This is a genomic window from Pseudomonas sp. PME37.24/025 (genome assembly GCF_055556615.1).
In genome coordinates this window covers 138,970-156,345 of sequence record NZ_JBVHNK010000002.1, presented here as the reverse complement: position 1 = coordinate 156,345, position 17,376 = coordinate 138,970, and the positions used below count along the sequence as shown (strand labels likewise).

Genomic DNA, 17,376 nt, shown 5'->3' with positions numbered 1-17,376 from the left:
CCCGCCGCCACTTTGCGTAAGAATGTCGGCCATCACGCCTATTGCTGGAGAAACACCATGAATGTAGTCACCACCGACCTGCCCGGTGTTCTGATCCTCGAACCCAAGGTATTTGGTGACGAGCGCGGTTTCTTCTATGAGAGCTTCAACGCCAAGGCTTTCGAAGAGGCAACCGGCCTGAACACCCAGTTCGTTCAGGACAACCATTCCCGCTCGCAAAAAGGCGTTCTGCGCGGCCTGCATTACCAACTGGAAAACACCCAGGGCAAACTCGTCCGCGTCACCGTCGGTGAAGTGCTGGACGTGGCGGTGGATATTCGCCGCAGCTCGCCACATTTCGGCAAATGGGTGGCCGTGCGCCTGTCCGCCGAAAACCATCGCCAACTCTGGGTACCGGAAGGTTTTGCCCATGGTTTCGTGGTGCTGAGTGATTTCGCCGAGTTCCTCTATAAAACCACCGACTACTACACCCCGTCGGCCGAGCGCAGCATTCGCTGGGACGATCCGGACCTGAGCATTGACTGGCAGCTGGATGAAGCACCAAAACTGTCGGCCAAGGATCAGTCCGCCGCGTTCCTCAAGGACGCCGAAGTCTTTTCCTGAATTCCTGTGTGAATCTTCACCGCCAGCGCGCACTTGATCCCAGGTGCGCAGACTGCGCCCGCAAGCCTAGGCATAATGCGTCTGTACCCACAGGCGCCTGATGCTCATGACACCGACCCTCCCCCGCAGACCCCGCTGGCGCAGCCTGGCGCTGCTCGCGCTATGTCTGGCGCCCTTGCTGTGGCCGCTGGAGCATTTGGCCGAGCGTTACTACCGCAGCGAACTGGCTGGGCAGAACCGTCAGACCCTCGACCTCTACGTCGCCAACCTGCTTGGCACCCTCCATCGGTATGAAGTGTTGCCACAGATTCTCGGCGAGCTGCCTGCTCTGCGCGCGACACTGGCCGCACCCGACGAAGGCGTGGTTCAAGGCAATGCCAATCGCCTGCTGAAAAACATCAGTGCCCAGACCGGCGCCGAAGTCATGTACCTGATGGACACCACCGGCAAGACGCTGGCGGCTTCCAATTGGGACAAACACGACAGCTTCGTCGGCCGCAATTTCGCCTTCCGTCCTTATTTCAGTGAAGCCATGGCCGGGCGTCTGGGGCGCTTCTTCGGCCTGGGCACCACCTCGGCCAAACGCGGTTACTTCTTCGCCGCAGCGATACGTGATCGCGAAAAAATCATCGGCGTGCTGGTAATCAAGGTCGATCTCGACCACACCGAGAGCCTTTGGGGCAAAACCCCGGAACAACTGTTGGTCACCGACCACAATGGCGTGGTTATCCTCACATCGCGGCCCGAGTGGCGTTTCCGTTCAACCCGTCCATTGAGCGACGCAGAACGCGAGGCCATCACCGCGATTCAACCCTACCCGACCCGCGATCCCAAGCCGTTGAACCTCGACCCCAATGCCTGGCTGACCCAAACCCGGCAGATCGAAGAAACCGGCTGGAGCGTCAATATCCTTGCGCCGCGTACCTTGATCGACCGTCCAGTGCGTACGGTCGTGGCCATTGGTGGCGCAACGTTGTTGGTATTGATGCTGCTGCTCGGCCTGATGATGCAGCGTCGACGCCATTACCTGGACCGGATTGCCTTCGAAGGCAAGGCCCGCCAGGAACTGGAAGGCCGGGTTGCCGAACGGACCAGCGACCTCGAAGGCCTCAACCGTCGACTGAAGCAGGAAGTGCTGGAGCGCGAACACGCCCAGCAGGAACTGGTGCGCGCGCAGGATGACCTGGTGCAGGCCGGCAAGCTCTCGGCGTTGGGAACGATGTCGGCAAGCATCAGCCATGAACTCAATCAACCCCTGGCGGCGATCCGCAGCTACGCGGAGAACGCCGAAGTGCTGCTCGATCATCAGCGCACCGAGGATGCTCGCGGCAACCTCAAGCTGATCAGCGAATTGACCGGGCGCATGGCCTCGATCATTGCTCACCTGCGTGCCTTCGCCCGGCGTGATCGCCACGCCCCGGAAAGCGTGGCCCTGCAACCGGCGCTGGACGATGCCCTGGCATTACTGGCCAAGCGTCGACGCAGCATGGAAGTCGAACTGATCCGTGACCTGCCGGCCGCCACTCTGTGGGTCGAGGCCGGTGAAACCCGTCTGCGTCAGGTACTTGGCAATTTGCTGGCCAATGCCCTCGATGCCCTGACGGAAAAAGGCCCGCCGCGTAAACTCTGGTTGAGTGCCGAGTCCACCGCCGCCGGCGTCAATCTGTACATTCGCGACAACGGCCCCGGGTTCTGCCTGGAAGCGCTGGGTCGTGCCGGCGAGCCCTTTTACACCACCAAGACCCGCACTCAGGGGCTTGGGCTGGGGCTGGCAATCTGCGACAGCCTGATGCGCGCCTTCGGGGGTGAACTGTCGTTCTCCAACCACAAGGAAGGCGGCGCCCTGATTATCCTGAAACTGCGCGCAGGCGCACCGGGTGTGAGCCTGCAACCGTCCGAGGACCGAAGTGCATGACCATCGACAACCGCATCCAGGTCGTGTTGATCGACGACGATCCCCATCTGCGCCAGGCCCTGAGCCAGACCCTGGACCTGGCCGGCCTGAAAATCCTGCCGCTGGCTGAAGCCAAAGGCCTGGCCGGGCAACTGGAACGCGACTGGCCGGGCGTGGTGGTCAGCGACATCCGCATGCCGGGCATGGATGGTCTCGAACTGCTGACCGAACTCCACGCCCAGGACCCGGAGTTGCCGGTGCTGCTGATCACCGGCCATGGCGATGTGCCGCTGGCGGTGCAAGCCATGCGCGCCGGGGCCTATGACTTTCTGGAAAAACCTTTCGCCAGCGACGCCCTGCTCGACAGCGTGCGTCGTGCCCTGGACTTGCGCCGGCTGGTGCTGGACAACCGCAGCCTGCGTCTGGCCCTGAGCGATCGCAACGAACTGAGCGCTCGACTGGTCGGGCAATCGGCGCCGATGCTGCGCCTGCGCGAACAGATCGGTGCCTTGGCGGCGACCAAGGCCGACGTGCTGATCCTCGGCGAAACCGGTGCGGGCAAGGAAGTGGTGGCTCGCGCACTGCATGACTTGTCGAGCCGGCGTAACGGCCCGTTCGTGGCAATCAACGCCGGGGCCCTGGCTGAGTCGGTGGTGGAAAGCGAGCTGTTCGGTCACGAGCCCGGTGCGTTTACCGGCGCGCAGAAGCGCCGCATCGGCAAGTTCGAATTCGCCAACGGCGGCACGTTGTTCCTTGATGAAATCGAAAGCATGAGCCTGGATGTGCAGGTGAAATTGCTGCGCTTGCTGCAAGAACGGGTCGTCGAGCGCTTGGGCGGCAACCAGCTGATCCCGCTGGACATCCGCATCATCGCCGCGACCAAGGAAGACCTGCGTCAATCCGCCGATCAGGGCCGCTTCCGTGCCGACTTGTATTACCGCCTGAATGTCGCGCCGCTGCGCATTCCGCCGCTGCGTGAGCGGGGCGAAGATGCGCTGATGCTGTTTCAGCATTTCGCCGACGAAGCCAGCGCCCGCCACGGCTTGCCGCCCCACGAATTGCAACCGGGACACCGGGCGCTGCTGTTGCGCCATACTTGGCCAGGCAACGTGCGAGAACTGCAGAACGCCGCCGAACGCTTTGCCCTGGGTCTTGAACTGGCGCTGGACAACAGTGCGCCTGATGGCGGCGTCGGCACCACGATTGAAGTGGTCAGCGGCGGTTTGAGCGAGCAAGTGGAGAACTTCGAGAAGAGCCTGATTGCCGCCGAACTGACACGCTCGCACAGCTCCGTACGCAGCCTCGCCGAAGCGCTCGGCATTCCGCGCAAAACCTTGCATGACAAACTGCGCAAGCATGGTCTGAACTTCGCCGACGCCGGCGCCAGCAGCCACACCGACGATCTTGATTGAGCTACCGTAAATTCATCCTCTTCAAACAAAAGGCCCGTGAATGAACCGCGACAGTCGTCACCTGGAATCGATCCTCCATCACGACATTCCCCTCACGCGGAAGATGGGCCTCAAAGTGCTCGACTGGCACGATCAACAACTACGCCTGCACCTGCCGCTGGAGGCCAACGTCAATCACAAGAGCACCATGTTCGGTGGCAGCCTGTATTGCGGCGCGGTGCTGGCCGGCTGGGGCTGGTTGCATTTGCGTTTGCACGAAGAAGGCATTGAAGACGGGCACATCGTGATTCAGGAAGGGCAGATCAGCTATCCGCTACCGGTCACCATGGACGCGACGGCGATTTGTCGGGCACCGAGTGCCGCCGTGTGGAAGAAGTTTCTGGCCATGTATGAGCGGTATGGACGGGCCCGGTTGACGCTGCATTCGCGGATCGTGAATACCGGGAGTGAAGAGGATGCGGTGAAGTTTACCGGGCAGTACGTTCTTCACCGGTAAGGACACAAAACCTGTGGCGAGGGAGCTTGCTCCCGCTCGGCTGCGCAGCAGTCGCAAATCAGGCAGCCTGGATTAACTGATGCTGCGCGGTGCCTGGGTTTTGGGGTCGCTTCGCAGCCCAGCGGGAGCAAGCTCCCTCGCCACAAGTTTGGGTAAAACTCAGGATCGGGCCAGTACCAGTAACTTCTCGCGCCAAACCGCCTTCGCCGGCAACGCCAAAAAGAACTCATTCAACAACGACTCCCGCGCCGGATAACAGAACGGCTCACCGCTCAAATCCAACACTTCACCACCCGCACCTTCCAACACACCTTGCGCAGCCGCTGTGTCCCACTGAGAAGTCGGCGCCAACCGTGGATAACAATCCGCTGCCCCTTCCGCCAACAGGCAAAACTTCAGCGAACTGCCGATATTGGCCAGTTGCAACTCACCCAGGCTGTCGCTCAACCCCGCGAGTAACCGCTCCTGCTCAGGGCTGGAATGCCGACGACTGGCAACTACCGTGAACGCTTCACCCGCCGCCGGAACGTCGCGAACCTGAATCGGCAACGGCTCGGCGCCTTTATCGCCACGCCAGGCACCCAACCCCGCGCCCCCTACATAAAAGCGCCCGTTGGTCGGCATCGACACCACACCGAACACCACACGCCCTTGCTCGATCAACGCGATGTTGACGGTGAACTCTTCACTGCCGGAAATAAACTCCTTGGTCCCGTCCAACGGATCGACCAGCCACCAACGCTGCCAGCCGGCGCGCACGCTCTGGGGGATATTGGCGTCCTCTTCGGACAGCACCGGAATGCTCGGATCCAGCGCCGTCAGCCCGGCCAGAATCAGATGATGAGCGGCCATGTCGGCGGCGGTGACCGGGGAATCATCGGACTTTGCTGTCACGGCAACGTTGACGCGCCAGAACGGCAGGATCGCCTCGCCAGCCTTCAAAGCCAGTTCAACGACCGGCGCCATCAGCGGATGGGGGAAATTCAACGTCATGGCAGGAACACCCCACGCTGAGTCAGCAGATCACGGGCCAGATACAGCGCCGCCAAGGCACGGCCCTCAGTGAATCGCGGGTTTTGCGCCAGGGCTGACAATTCGCGCAGGTTGATCTTTTCCACCCCCATCGGCTCGGGTTCATCACCTTCCAGGCGTTCTTCGTACAGGTCGGTGGCCAGCACTACCTGGATTCTCTGGCTCATGTAGCCCGGTGACAACGACAACTCGGTCAGATATTCAAGCTGCCGCGCGCCATACCCGGCCTCTTCCATGAGCTCGCGCTCGGCCGCCGCCAACACGTCTTCACCCGGCTCGATCAAGCCTTTGGGCAGGGACAGTTCGTAGGCATCGGTGCCGCCGCAGTATTCCTCCACCAACACCGCGTGATCCGCATCCAGCATCGCCACGATCATCACCGCACCATGACCGGTGCCTTTGCTGACCAGACGCTCGTAAGTACGCTCCACGCCATTGGAAAAGCGCAGCTTCAGCTCTTCGACACAGAACAAACGGCTGGTGGCGACGATCTCGCGGGCGAGTACGGTGGGTTTCTGGCGCATGAGAGGCTCCTTGGCGTGAACGCGTTACTATACCCGGCCTATCCTGATTGTTTACCTCGGATATCTTTTTTACCGCTGGAGAAGTTTTTTATGTCCCTGCTGCCCTGGCACGACATCGATACCGTTTTGCTGGATATGGACGGCACGCTGCTGGACCTGCACTACGACAACCATTTCTGGATGGAGCACCTGCCAAAGCGTTATGCCGAGCTGCATGGGGTAAGCCGGGCCATGGCGGAGCTGGAGTTGCAGCCACTGTTCGAACGCAATGCCGGTCAGTTGCAGTGGTACTGCCTGGACTTCTGGAGCGCCGAGCTGAAGCTGTCGGTGCGCGAACTGAAACTGGAAACCGCGCACCTGATCGCCCTGCGTCCGGATGCGGACACTTTTCTGGCCGCGATCAAACAGGCCGGAAAACGCGTGGTACTGATCACCAACGCCCACCGCGACTCGTTGTCATTGAAGCTGGAACGAATTGAACTGGCGCCGTATTTCGAGCGGTTGATCAGCTCTCATGATTACGGTTTCCCCAAGGAAAACCCGCAGTTCTGGGATGCCTTGCAGGCCGACATCGGCTTCGACCCGACACGCAGTCTGTTTATCGACGATACGTTGCCGATTCTGCGCAGTGCACGCAATTTTGGCGTGGCGCATCTGTTGGCCGTGAGCGAGCCGGACAGCCGAAAAGGGCCAAAGGACACGGCCGAGTTTGCGGCGGTGGGGGATTATCGGGAGCTCATCACAGGGCTTTAGACCGAGTCGCCTGCATCGCGGGCAAGCCACGCTCCCACAGGTTTTTCGCCGTATGCACACTACGCGAACGACACAAAACCTGTGGGAGCGTGGCTTGCCCGCGAAGGCCATCACACAGTCTTGAACCTTACTCAGGAATCCGCAACACCTGCCCCGGATAGATCTTGTCCGGGTGCGAAAGCATTGGTTTGTTAGCCTCGAAGATTTTGTTGTACTTGTTCGCGTCGCCGTATTCGGCCTTGGAAATCGCGCTGAGGGTGTCGCCCTTTTTCACGGTAACAAAACGAGCGGCCTTCGCCACCGGCCCAGTCACAGTGATCTGGTCATCAACACTGCCGACACCGGCAATATTGCCCACGGCCAGCAGAATCTTTTCCTTCTCCTCCTGGCTCGCCACTTCCCCGGTGACGATGACTTTATCGCCCTCGATTGTCGCCTGAACATTCGGATTACCCAGGCCGACCTTGCTGATGTGTTCCTTCAGCTGCTCGCTGGCATTGGCATTGCCAGGTGTCAGCAGATCGATAAGTTTTTCGCCTGCTTCTTTCACAAAGCTAAAAATACTCATGGTGCACTCTCCTTGGGGTTTAGGGTCCAGACGCCAAAGACTAGACCAGCCTAGCGCAGCCCGGTCCCCAGCCGACCAATGACCCAACCCCGCGCAGGCGGTAGAATCGCGAACCTTGCCCGCGCCCTGGAGCGAAGATGGACATCAAGCAGCTCAAATTCCTCATCGCTCTCGACGAAACCCGGCACTTCGGCCAGGCCGCCGCGCGTTGTCACATCACCCAGCCGACCCTGTCCATGCGTCTGCGCAGCCTCGAAGAAGAGCTCGACCTGCCATTGGTTAACCGTGGTCAACGCTTCGAAGGTTTCACCGCGCCGGGCGAGCGCGTGCTGGCGTGGGCGCGTACGGTGTTGGCGGCCTACGACGGTTTGCAGGCCGAAGCGGCAGCCTGTCGCGGCAACCTCGTGGGTACGTTGCGTCTGGGCGTGGTGCCGCTGTCGAGTTTCGACCCGGTACCGCTGATGCAACGCCTGCACGCCGAACACCCGAACCTGCGCTTCGAACTCTCGGCACTGAGTTCCGAACAGATCCTCGAACAACTGGCGAACAATCGCCTCGACCTCGGCGTTTCCTACCTGGAACGCCTGGATGGCGAGCGTTTCGACTCCCTGGCTTTTAGCGAAACACGCATGGGCCTGCTTTACGATCAGCGTTTCTTCAGTTTCGGCGACGCGCCCTTAAGCTGGAAATCGTTGATTGAACTGCCGCTGGGCATGCTCACCAGCGGCATGCATTTTCGCCAGTCCATTGACCATAACTTCCATAGTCGTGGCTTGGCTCCCCAACCGTTGCTGCAAACCGATTCAGTCCACCAATTGTTACAAGCAGTACACGGCGGTCTGTGTTGCGCCGTGATGCCATTGGAAGGTGGTCTGGAAAACCTCACAGATCACTTGCGCCTCCAACCCATCGAAAGCGCCCAGACCCTCGCCCGGCTGGGGCTGATCATGCGTCGCAGCGCTCCACGTTCGGCGCTCGCCGAAGCCTGTTTCGCGATCTATCAGAAATCATCAACAGGCTCTTGATCGACGCCATCTATCGGTAGATCAGTAATAGCGATTAGACGCGACAAGTTGACACGCCTAGTCTTAAAGCTGACCAAACCGTTGGTGAGCCCATGAACGCCAAGCGCCCTGCCCGCGCGGCGCCAGCTGTTGAAACGCCCGCGACCGCCGCAAGCCAGACCTACAGTTACTGCAACCTTGAACACACCGAATCGGCCAGCACCGCGCTGGCCGAGGAAGTCGCGTTGGCGATTGCCTATAACGGCATCAGCCAGGCGGTCATGTTGGTGACGCCAACAGATCTTGAAGACTTCATCGTCGGCTTCAGCCTCGGCAGCGGCATCATTGAAGACGCTTCAGACATCTACGACCTGCAACTCAGTGGCACAGGTTCGGCGCAATACGCGCAAGTAACCATCGCCAATCGCGCCTTCTGGAACCTCAAGCAGCAGCGTCGGCAATTGGCTGGCACCAGCGGTTGCGGGCTCTGTGGCGTGGAAGCGGTGGAGCAAGCGCTGCCCGACCTCAAAGTATTGCCCGGCGCCCCGCTACCCCCGGCCGAATGGCTGGACGGCCTGCGCCAGCGCATCGGCGAGTTCCAGCCGCTGGGCCAGCATTGCGGCGCGGTGCATGCGGCGGTGTTCATGAACGGCAACGGCGAATTGTTGCTGGGCCGTGAAGACATCGGTCGGCACAACGCCCTCGACAAGCTGATCGGCGGGTTGATCCGCCAGAAGATCCCGACCACTGACGGCTTGGCGATTGTCACCAGCCGTTGCAGCCTTGAATTGATCCAGAAAGTTTTACGCGCAGGCATCCAGACTCTGGTCAGCCTGTCGTCGCCCACGAGCCTTGCCGTGCAATGGGCCCGTCGTCACAACCTCAACCTCATCCACCTGCCGCAGAAAAGTGCACCGCGGGTCTACAGCCCAGCGTTGGAGAATCAAGCGTGAGTCAACACCGTCAAGCCGACCAGAAACCCGTTCCCCGCTACAAGCCCTACAAAGGCCCAGCCGGTGGCTGGGGCGCTCTGATCAGCGTCGCCCAGGCCTGGTTGACCAGCGATAACGCATTGAAAAACCTCCGCATAATGCTCAAGACCAACCAGAACGGCGGCTTCGACTGCCCCGGTTGCGCCTGGGGGGATTCTCCGGAAAAGGGCATGGTGATGTTCTGCGAGAACGGCGCCAAAGCGGTGAACTGGGAAGCAACCAAACGCCGTGTCGACGCTGCATTCTTTGCCAAACACAGTGTCAGCTCGCTGCTGGAGCAGAGCGACTACTGGCTTGAATATCAGGGCCGCCTGACCGAGCCGTTGAGCTACAACGCCGAAACCGATCGCTACCAACCCATCAGCTGGGATGATGCCTTCACCCTGATTGCCAAGCATCTGCGCGGCCTGTCGAGCCCGGATCAGGCCGAGTTCTACACCTCGGGCCGCGCCAGCAACGAAGCGGCGTACCTCTATCAGCTGTTCGTACGCGCCTACGGCACCAACAATTTCCCCGACTGCTCGAACATGTGCCACGAGGCCAGTGGTGTGGCCATGGCGCAAAGTATCGGGGTTGGCAAAGGCACCGTGACCTTCGATGATTTCGAACACGCCGATGCGATTTTCGTCTGGGGCCAGAACCCCGGTACCAACCACCCGCGGATGCTCGAACCGCTGCGCGAAGCGGTAAAACGTGGCGCTCAGGTGGTATGCGTCAACCCGCTGAAAGAACGTGGTCTGGAACGCTTCCAGCATCCGCAGCATCCGCTGGAAATGCTCACCAACGGCTTCAAGCCGACCAATACCGCGTACTTCCGTCCGGCACTGGGCGGCGACATGGCGGTGCTGCGCGGCATGGCGAAATTCCTGCTGCAATGGGAACGCGATGCGCAGAAGACCGGCGCCCCGGCAGTGTTCGATCACGATTTCCTGAATGAACATGCCGTCAACGTGCTGGAATACATGGGCGTCATCGACGACACCCCATGGGAGCAGATCGTCGAGCAGTCCGGCCTGACGCTGGTAGAGATCGAACAAGCGGCGCGCATGTACGCCAAAGGCAAGAACGTGATCATGTGCTGGGCCATGGGCATTACCCAGCATCGTCATTCGGTGCCGACCATCCAGGAAATCGCCAACCTGATGCTGTTGCGCGGCAACATCGGCCGGCCGGGTGCCGGTCTGTGCCCGGTGCGTGGTCACAGCAATGTGCAGGGCGACCGGACGATGGGCATCAACGAACGTCCGCCGGTGGCGCTCCTCGATGCTCTGGAGCGTCGCTTTCAGTTCAAGGTGCCGCGTGAAAACGGCCACAACGTGGTCGAGGCGATTCACGCCATGGCCGACGGCCGCTCAAAAGTCTTCATCGGCCTGGGTGGCAACTTCGCCCAAGCCACCCCGGACAGTCCGCGGACCTTCCAGGCCTTGAGCAACTGCGACCTGACCGTGCAGATCAGCACCAAGCTCAATCGCAGCCATCTGGCGCACGGTAAAGACGCGCTGATCCTGCCGTGCCTCGGCCGTACCGACATCGATATCCAGACCGAAGGCGCTCAAGCGGTGACCGTGGAAGACTCGTTCAGCATGGTCCACGCCTCCAACGGTCAGCTGCAGCCGCTGTCGAACCAGATGCGCTCGGAGCCTGCAATCATCGCCGGAGTCGCCGCGGCGACCCTGGGGAACAAACCGGTGGACTGGAACTGGCTGGTGGCCGATTACAGCCGCATCCGCGATCTGATCGCCGACACCATCCCGGGCTTCCGGGACTTCAACGAGAAAATCCAGAACCCGGGTGGTTTCCACTTGGGCAACAGCGCCGGCGCACGTCGCTGGAATACGCCATCGGGTCGGGCCAACTTCCGTGCGAACATGCTGCCCAAAGATCTGGTGCACGAACGCACTCGCGCCACCGGCATGCTGCCGGACCTGATCATGCAGTCGATGCGCTCCCACGATCAGTACAACACCACGATTTATGGTCTTGATGACCGTTATCGCGGGGTGAAAGGTCAACGGGATGTGTTGTTCGTCAATGAGGCCGACATCATTCGCCTGGGGTTCAAGCCAGGGCAGAAGGCTGACATCGTTTCGATCTGGGATGATAGCCGTGAGCGCCGGGTGAAGGGCTTCACGTTGCTGGCATTTGATATTCCTGCCGGGCAAGCGGCCGCTTACTATCCGGAAGTGAACCCGCTGGTACCGCTGGAAAGCACCGGGGATGGCAGCCATACACCAACGTCGAAGTTTGTGGCGATTCGGTTGGAGGCGGCGAGTGAGACTGGGTTGATTATGGCCAAGTCGGCTTAACGCGGCGTCTGAGCTGACGCCATCGCGAGCAGGCTCGCTCCCACATTAGATCTTCAGTGGGCACAGCATTTGTGTTCGACCGAGATCCACTGTGGGAGCGAGCCTGCTCGCGATGGCGATAGTACATTCAACAAATTCTTCCGAACCGCACTTTCCAATCGCCCACAAAAAAGGCCGTTTTTGTATAAAAACGGCCTTTGCGAAGTAGCTAAAGACCGGAGAAAAACACTTAAGTTCCGCCCAAAAAACAGTAACTTATAGAATTGTGCTCAAGTCGTGTTACTCGTCGGATTTCGGTTGTCACAACCATGACACAGCCTCAGGATCGCGCCGTCATCCCCTTGAGGTTCCTCTATGAAGTTCTCCTCGATTCTCTTGTTGTCCCTTGGCCTGGTCAGTGGCTTCGCTTCTGCAGGCGGCACCACCGAAGCTGGTGTGGGCGGCGCATTGGGCGGGGTTCTGGGCTCGGTCGTCGGTCAATCGTTAGGCGGCAGTACAGGTTCAACCATTGGCGCGGCCCTGGGCGGCGCGGGTGGTAGCGCAGTCGGCGCAGACAAACGCAGCCGTGGCGAAGCCGCCATTGGCGGTGCGCTGGGCGCAGCAGGCGGTAACGTAGTCGGCCGCAGCATGGGCGGCACCACCGGCAGCCTGATCGGCTCCGCAGCAGGCGGCGGCGTCGGTGGCGCGCTGGGTAACCACATGGGCAACAGTAGCAATGACGACGATGATCGTCGTTCCCGTCGTCGTGGTTATGACGATGATGATGATCGTCGCTACTACCGTGGTCACCCAGGTCGCGGCCATGCCTACGGCCATCGCAAGCATCACCATCGCTATCGCGACTGAGGCTTGAATCGCCTCGTTGACCGGTAGATCAAAAAGTCGCAGCCCTCGGGCTGCGATTTTTTTTGCCCCTCAAACCGCTAGCCGTTCCAATGCCTCGCGCAATCGAGCAGGAATTGCCACCGGTTGATTCGTGGTCCGATCCACGAACACATGCACGAAGCGCCCCGCCGCGCAGGCCTCGTCTTCTCCTACCTTGAACACCGCCAGCTCGTATTGCACGGAACTGTTGCCCAACTTGCCGACCCGCAGGCCAATCTCGATCCGGTCCGGGAAAGCGATGGAGGCAAAGTAGTCGCAGGCCGAACTCACCACAAACCCCACCACCTCGCCGTCATGGATATCCAGGCCGCCGACTTCGATCAGGTAGGTGTTCACCGCCGTGTCGAAAAAACTGTAGTAGGTGACGTTGTTGACGTGACCGTAGGCGTCATTGTCATGCCAGCGAGTGGTGATGGGCTGAAAGTGGGGGTAGTCGGTGCGTTGGGGTATCGGGTTGGACATCAGTGTTGGTTCCTGGGGTTGGATAGCGAGTCTAAGGCGAAAACCGCGTTATCGTTCTTCGCGAGCAGCCCGCTCCCACACTCAATCTTCATTGGACACAGGTTTTGTGTACGCCTGAGATCAACTGTGGGGGCGACGGTGCGGCGATCCGACTTGCTCGCGAAGGGGCCTTTACAGACGCCACATAGAATCACACGTCAGCAAAGCCTCTACCCTCTGCCGCCAGCTCACCAATCAACCGCGCCGGCGTCCACTGATCACCCTGACGGGTCTCCAGTGCCATCAACCGCAGATGAATATCTTCCAACCCTTGTTGATCCGCCCAGGCCATCGGCCCGCCCTTTTCTGTCGGGAAGCCATAACCATTGAGGTAGACCAGATCGATGTCATGCGCCGATGTCGCAATACCTTCCTGAAGAATCTTCGCCCCTTCGTTCACCAGCGCCAGCAAACAGCGCTCCAAAACCTCTTCAGGGCCGATCTCGCGACGCTGGAACCCCAGCCCTTCGCTGACTTCCAGTACCAGCGCATCGACTTCCAGATCGTGCTCAGCCTGGCGACTGCCCGGTTCGTAGTGGTAATACCCATCGCCACTCTTCTGACCGAAACGCCCCAGCTCGCACAAGCGGTTGTCCACTTGAACCTCCGGCGCATCCTGACCTTTGCCAGCCAGTTCCCGAGCACGCCATTCCAGATCGATGCCGACCACGTCGTACATGCGGAATGGCCCCATGGCGAAACCAAAACCTTGCAGTGCCGCATCCACCTGATAAGGAAACGCGCCTTCCAGCAGCATTTTGCGCGCTTCGAGCACGTACGGATGCAGCATGCGATTACCGATGAAACCGTGACAGTTGCCCGACACCACGCTGACCTTGCCCATGCGCTTACCCAGCTCCAGCGCCGCATCAAGCACCGCCGGCGCCGTCTGGGCACCGCGTACGATCTCCAGCAATTTCATGATGTGCGCCGGGCTGAAAAAATGCAGGCCCAGGACCTGCTGTGGACGGCGGGTGGCAGCGGCGATCGCGTCGATGTCCAGCGCCGAGGTATTGCTGGCCAGAATCGCTTCAGGTTTCATCAGGCCGTCAAGTTCGCGGAAAATTTTCTGCTTCAACTCGAGGTTTTCGTAGACCGCTTCGATGACCAGATCAACATCGCGGATTGCCGCGTAATCGGCAGCCGCTGTCACCCGTGCAATGCGCGCATCCGCCTCGGCCTGATCAATCCGCCCCTGACGCACGTTGTGGGCGTAAGTCTCAGCCACGCTGGTCAGCGCTTGCTCAAGCATCTGCGGATTGTTATCGACCCATCGCACCGGCACCCCGGCGTTGGCCAGGCACATGACAATGCCACGGCCCATGGTGCCCGCGCCGATCACGGCGGCGCGCTGAATATCGAACGGTGTCTGGCTCATGGTTGTTCTCTTGTTAGCGATCCAAAGACAGTCCTCACCATAGTCAGGCGCCGGGCTTTTTTGAAATTTATTCCTGTGATGAGCGACATTCAGCCGATGGATAAGCTTTCAAGAACACCGATATCCCTATGGGAGCGGGCTTGCTCGCGAAAGCGGAGTGTCAGGCAACATCAATGTTGAATCTGATGGCCCCTTCGCGAGCAAGCCCGCTCCCGCATTGGCGGTGTTTCAGCTTGGCAGGTGCGCTTGAGCCCAGTCGCGCACGTCGCCATACGGATAATCCTCCAACGCCGCAAACCCCGGAATCGACCGTGCCTTGAGCTTGGTGAACAGCGGCACACTGATCCCACATAGAAATCTTGTTATGCGTTCAGCCGAAGGGATGTTGCCCGTGTGCTGCTCGTGCCTGTGGATAAAATCACCACACAGCGTCTCGAAATTTTTATCCACAAGCGCCGGCAATTCCGGCGGTGCTGGCAGCCGTGCCACGTGGCCGTGACATACGGAACAATGCCCACACTGCCGGGGCGCGTTTTCGTCGCCGAAGTACTCGGCCAGGCGGTAACCCAGGCAGTGGTCGGTGGCGAACAGGTCCAGCATGGCGTGTATCCGTGCGATCTCGGTGCGCTCGTGTTGGGTGAAATAGGCGTGCAATTCAGCGCTCAGGGTTGGGGCATCAAAGTCCGCTTGCTGCAGGCTGTAGACCTCGGTCATCTGCTTGCTTTCAAGCTCCACCCAGCCTTTCTCCTGGAAGTAATCCAGCGCCTTGACCACCCGACTGCGCTCGGCCTGATGCTGTTCATACAGCGCATCGAAATTCACCGTGGCCCAGGTGCGTGCGCGGCTGGAGGTCTGGATGATTGCCGAGACGAAGTCCCTGCGCTCACCTTCAAAACGAGCCAGCAACGCCTCGGGCTCCTGCAAATACTTGAAGCGGTATTCGGCGTAATAGGCATAACGCGGAGCGATTATTGCGCGCAGCTCCAGTTGCACCAGCAAGGTCTTGAGCGGCAACTGGCGAATGTTGCTCTGATCGGCCAAAGGCCCCAGCAGAAACTCCCACTGCCCCTCGGGCGCGGCGGCTTGCAACTCCTCAAGCACGCAACGAATGCCGTCCCGTTCCGGCGTGTCGCCGTAGACGAAGTTCTCCAGCACGTTGAGGCTGTCGCGGTTGGCCAGCACCAGGCAATCGGACGGCTGACCGTCACGCCCGGCGCGACCGATTTCCTGACTGTAGTTTTCAATGGATTTGGGCAGGTCGAAATGCACCACATTGCGAATATCGCTTTTGTCGATGCCCATGCCGAACGCGATGGTGGCAACGATGCAATTGGACTGCCCGCCCATGAACCGCTTCTGTATCCCTTCCCGTTGTTCATGGGGCAATCCGGCGTGATAGGCCTCGGCCTGGATGCCATTCCGCTCCAGATGTTCGGCGATGTGCTCGGCGGTTTTCTGCAAGGTGACGTAGACGATACTCGGCTGGCCGGGACGCTGGCTCATCCATTCGACAAGGCGTCGGCGCTTGTCCTGGCCGCGTACCGGTTCCACCAACAGATTGAGGTTGGGTCGGTAAAAACCGGTGGTCACCACATCCTCGGGGGCGATGGCGAATTTGGCCTCCATGTCGGCGATCACCTTGGGTGTCGCGGTGGCGGTCAGCAGCAAGGCCTGAGGGATATTGAACTGGCGCTGATAGTCCGGCAGCTTGAGATAATCGGGGCGGAAGTTATGGCCCCATTCAGAAATACAGTGGGCCTCGTCCACCACCAGCAGCGAAATCGGCACCTGCTGCAAAAAATGGCGGAAGCGCTCGTTCTTAAGACGCTCCACGGAAATCATCAGAATCTTCAATTCACCGGACTTTGCCCGGGCCATCACATCGCTGGCGTCATCGCGGCTCTGGGCCGAATCGATACTGCCCGCCGCAATGCCATGGCGTTGCAAGAACGCCAACTGATCCTGCATCAACGCCAACAGGGGCGATACAACCAATGTCAGGTGCGGCAGCAACAAGGCCGGCAATTGATAGCAAAGAGACTTGCCCGAACCGGTAGGGAAAATCGCCGCCGCCGAGCGCCCGGCCAACACAGCACTGACCGCCGCCTCCTGGCCGGGCCGAAATTGTGGATAACCGAAAACCTGTTCCAGGGTGTTGTGCATAAGCTGTCACTCCGTTGACCGCTGCGAAGCCCAAAGCCTAGCCGGCGAACGCAGCGAGTCGAGAAAAGGTCGGGGGCAAAAACGATACGGGATGATACAGCGGTTAGAACCAGGGCACGGTAAGGCTTGAGGAAAGGGGCGTTTGTGAGATCGCTTTCGCGAGCAGGCTCGCTCCCACAGTCGACCGCGTTCTTGCTGGGCGACTCGGTCTAATGTGGGAGCGAGCCTGCTCGCGATGACGCCAGCCAAGTCACCATAAAAATCATGAGCTCACTTAGGGCACCAACACCGCCACCCGCAACTGCTCATTCAGCGCCTGCTCATGAAACACCCGGCTCTTGCTCGCCCAAACCGCATAAGCCGGACTGATTCCACCCGTGAACGCCGCCGCCAACTGACGCAAATCCGCGACACTTCGCACACGGGGGCAAAAGGGTTCACCGTCACAGTTCTGGCTGGCGTTGCCGTAAGTAGTCAGCAACCGATCCCACAACCCATCACGCACTTGCCTGACCGACCCGAGCTTCACAGCCTGCACACCCAGTCGCTGTTTCAGACCCTGTTCATCCAGCGCTTCGCTGGCCAGCAACGCCTTGCCCACCATCAACACCTCGGCGCGGGAGGCGGTGTCTACTTCTGCCTGGGTGGTCAGCGCCTGTGGCCAACCGGTGCGGTCCATGTTGGCAAGGATCAGCGAATGATCCCCGTCGGCAGCGACGGTCAAACGGTAAACACCAGCCAACAACAAAATCGAGGCCATACGCAGCCATTGCATACCTAATTCCCTTTAAGAGTCGACTCAGACGCTTCGAAACGCCCTACAAATTCTGGCGCGCACCCTACAGAGCTTTGATGCGTTAAGCCT

General features: G+C 60.1%; 16 protein-coding genes. 9 read left to right on the top strand and 7 right to left on the bottom strand.

Annotation, left to right across the window (positions count from 1 at the left end; all coding sequences use genetic code 11):
• Window positions 1–57: 57 nt before the first annotated feature.
• From rfbC to ACZ3HH_RS03890, 4 genes are all read left to right on the top strand, one after another.
• On the top strand, window positions 58–603 hold the full coding sequence (rfbC, locus tag ACZ3HH_RS03905) for a dTDP-4-dehydrorhamnose 3,5-epimerase (protein ID WP_465802848.1): 546 nt from the start codon (window positions 58–60) through the stop codon (window positions 601–603).
• A 106-nt stretch (window positions 604–709) separates the two neighbouring features.
• Window positions 710–2,518: a sensor histidine kinase gene (locus tag ACZ3HH_RS03900; RefSeq protein ID WP_465802847.1), complete on the top strand. Its 1,809-nt coding sequence runs from the start codon at window positions 710–712 to the stop codon at window positions 2,516–2,518.
• The gene (locus tag ACZ3HH_RS03895) at window positions 2,515–3,909 is read left to right on the top strand and encodes a sigma-54-dependent transcriptional regulator (protein ID WP_465802845.1); all 1,395 of its coding nucleotides are present in this window, start codon (window positions 2,515–2,517) and stop codon (window positions 3,907–3,909) included. Before ACZ3HH_RS03900 ends, ACZ3HH_RS03895 begins: the two co-directional genes overlap by 4 nt.
• Before the next feature lie 40 nt (window positions 3,910–3,949).
• A complete protein-coding gene (locus tag ACZ3HH_RS03890) occupies window positions 3,950–4,405 on the top strand; it encodes a thioesterase domain-containing protein (RefSeq protein WP_465802843.1) in 456 nt (151 codons plus the stop codon).
• Between the two features lie 159 nt (window positions 4,406–4,564).
• Here ACZ3HH_RS03890 and cysQ read toward each other — a convergent pair whose 3' ends face one another.
• Both cysQ and nudE read right to left on the bottom strand, forming a co-directional pair.
• Window positions 4,565–5,398, bottom strand: coding sequence for a 3'(2'),5'-bisphosphate nucleotidase CysQ (gene cysQ, locus ACZ3HH_RS03885; RefSeq protein ID WP_465802841.1), 834 nt, complete (start codon window positions 5,396–5,398; stop codon window positions 4,565–4,567).
• Window positions 5,395–5,961: an ADP compounds hydrolase NudE gene (gene nudE / locus ACZ3HH_RS03880; protein ID WP_465802839.1), complete on the bottom strand. Its 567-nt coding sequence runs from the start codon at window positions 5,959–5,961 to the stop codon at window positions 5,395–5,397. The genes cysQ and nudE overlap by 4 nt, the downstream gene beginning before the upstream one ends.
• A gap of 90 nt (window positions 5,962–6,051) precedes the next feature.
• Between nudE and yrfG the strand changes: the two genes are divergently transcribed.
• Window positions 6,052–6,714 (top strand): GMP/IMP nucleotidase, encoded by a 663-nt coding sequence (gene yrfG / locus ACZ3HH_RS03875; RefSeq protein WP_465802837.1) that lies wholly within the window; start codon window positions 6,052–6,054, stop codon window positions 6,712–6,714.
• Window positions 6,715–6,841: 127 nt separating this feature from the next.
• On the opposite strand, the gene lysM is transcribed toward yrfG, so the two are convergent.
• A complete protein-coding gene (gene lysM, locus ACZ3HH_RS03870) occupies window positions 6,842–7,282 on the bottom strand; it encodes a peptidoglycan-binding protein LysM (protein ID WP_008005230.1) in 441 nt (146 codons plus the stop codon).
• A gap of 137 nt (window positions 7,283–7,419) precedes the next feature.
• On the opposite strand from lysM, the gene ACZ3HH_RS03865 reads away from it, so the two are divergent.
• From ACZ3HH_RS03865 to ACZ3HH_RS03850, 4 genes are all read left to right on the top strand, one after another.
• Entirely contained in the window at window positions 7,420–8,307 is an 888-nt protein-coding gene (locus ACZ3HH_RS03865; protein ID WP_465802835.1) for a LysR family transcriptional regulator, read from the top strand.
• A gap of 92 nt (window positions 8,308–8,399) precedes the next feature.
• A complete protein-coding gene (gene fdhD / locus ACZ3HH_RS03860; RefSeq protein WP_465802834.1) occupies window positions 8,400–9,239 on the top strand; it encodes a formate dehydrogenase accessory sulfurtransferase FdhD in 840 nt (279 codons plus the stop codon).
• On the top strand, window positions 9,236–11,584 hold the full coding sequence (locus tag ACZ3HH_RS03855; RefSeq protein WP_465802832.1) for an FdhF/YdeP family oxidoreductase: 2,349 nt from the start codon (window positions 9,236–9,238) through the stop codon (window positions 11,582–11,584). Before fdhD ends, ACZ3HH_RS03855 begins: the two co-directional genes overlap by 4 nt.
• A gap of 354 nt (window positions 11,585–11,938) precedes the next feature.
• Window positions 11,939–12,430 (top strand): glycine zipper domain-containing protein, encoded by a 492-nt coding sequence (locus tag ACZ3HH_RS03850; protein WP_465802830.1) that lies wholly within the window; start codon window positions 11,939–11,941, stop codon window positions 12,428–12,430.
• A 69-nt stretch (window positions 12,431–12,499) separates the two neighbouring features.
• Here the strand turns inward: ACZ3HH_RS03850 and ACZ3HH_RS03845 are convergent, their stop codons facing one another.
• The 4 genes from ACZ3HH_RS03845 to ACZ3HH_RS03830 all read right to left on the bottom strand — a co-directional run bounded on the left by ACZ3HH_RS03845 (window position 12,500) and on the right by ACZ3HH_RS03830 (window position 17,286).
• Entirely contained in the window at window positions 12,500–12,931 is a 432-nt protein-coding gene (locus ACZ3HH_RS03845; protein ID WP_465802828.1) for an acyl-CoA thioesterase, read from the bottom strand.
• A gap of 190 nt (window positions 12,932–13,121) precedes the next feature.
• Window positions 13,122–14,348, bottom strand: a complete 1,227-nt coding sequence (locus ACZ3HH_RS03840; RefSeq protein WP_465802827.1) for a 3-hydroxyacyl-CoA dehydrogenase — start codon at window positions 14,346–14,348, stop codon at window positions 13,122–13,124.
• A 228-nt stretch (window positions 14,349–14,576) separates the two neighbouring features.
• The gene (locus ACZ3HH_RS03835) at window positions 14,577–16,511 is read right to left on the bottom strand and encodes a RecQ family ATP-dependent DNA helicase (protein WP_465802825.1); all 1,935 of its coding nucleotides are present in this window, start codon (window positions 16,509–16,511) and stop codon (window positions 14,577–14,579) included.
• 274 nt (window positions 16,512–16,785) lie between these two features.
• Window positions 16,786–17,286, bottom strand: a complete 501-nt coding sequence (locus ACZ3HH_RS03830; protein WP_465802824.1) for a polysaccharide deacetylase — start codon at window positions 17,284–17,286, stop codon at window positions 16,786–16,788.
• Between the last annotated feature and the right edge of the window lie 90 nt (window positions 17,287–17,376).

Bases quoted from the DNA above. Each gene is read 5' to 3' on its own strand.
- rfbC (WP_465802848.1), top strand. From the start codon at position 58: ATGAATGTAGTCACCACCGACCTGCCCGGTGTTCTGATCCTCGAACCC.
- ACZ3HH_RS03900 (WP_465802847.1), top strand. From the start codon at position 710: ATGACACCGACCCTCCCCCGCAGACCCCGCTGGCGCAGCCTGGCGCTG.
- ACZ3HH_RS03895 (WP_465802845.1), top strand. From the start codon at position 2,515: ATGACCATCGACAACCGCATCCAGGTCGTGTTGATCGACGACGATCCC.
- ACZ3HH_RS03890 (WP_465802843.1), top strand. From the start codon at position 3,950: ATGAACCGCGACAGTCGTCACCTGGAATCGATCCTCCATCACGACATT.
- cysQ (WP_465802841.1), bottom strand. From the start codon at position 5,398: ATGACGTTGAATTTCCCCCATCCGCTGATGGCGCCGGTCGTTGAACTG.
- nudE (WP_465802839.1), bottom strand. From the start codon at position 5,961: ATGCGCCAGAAACCCACCGTACTCGCCCGCGAGATCGTCGCCACCAGC.
- yrfG (WP_465802837.1), top strand. From the start codon at position 6,052: ATGTCCCTGCTGCCCTGGCACGACATCGATACCGTTTTGCTGGATATG.
- lysM (WP_008005230.1), bottom strand. From the start codon at position 7,282: ATGAGTATTTTTAGCTTTGTGAAAGAAGCAGGCGAAAAACTTATCGAT.
- ACZ3HH_RS03865 (WP_465802835.1), top strand. From the start codon at position 7,420: ATGGACATCAAGCAGCTCAAATTCCTCATCGCTCTCGACGAAACCCGG.
- fdhD (WP_465802834.1), top strand. From the start codon at position 8,400: ATGAACGCCAAGCGCCCTGCCCGCGCGGCGCCAGCTGTTGAAACGCCC.
- ACZ3HH_RS03850 (WP_465802830.1), top strand. From the start codon at position 11,939: ATGAAGTTCTCCTCGATTCTCTTGTTGTCCCTTGGCCTGGTCAGTGGC.
- ACZ3HH_RS03845 (WP_465802828.1), bottom strand. From the start codon at position 12,931: ATGTCCAACCCGATACCCCAACGCACCGACTACCCCCACTTTCAGCCC.
- ACZ3HH_RS03840 (WP_465802827.1), bottom strand. From the start codon at position 14,348: ATGAGCCAGACACCGTTCGATATTCAGCGCGCCGCCGTGATCGGCGCG.
- ACZ3HH_RS03835 (WP_465802825.1), bottom strand. From the start codon at position 16,511: ATGCACAACACCCTGGAACAGGTTTTCGGTTATCCACAATTTCGGCCC.
- ACZ3HH_RS03830 (WP_465802824.1), bottom strand. From the start codon at position 17,286: ATGCAATGGCTGCGTATGGCCTCGATTTTGTTGTTGGCTGGTGTTTAC.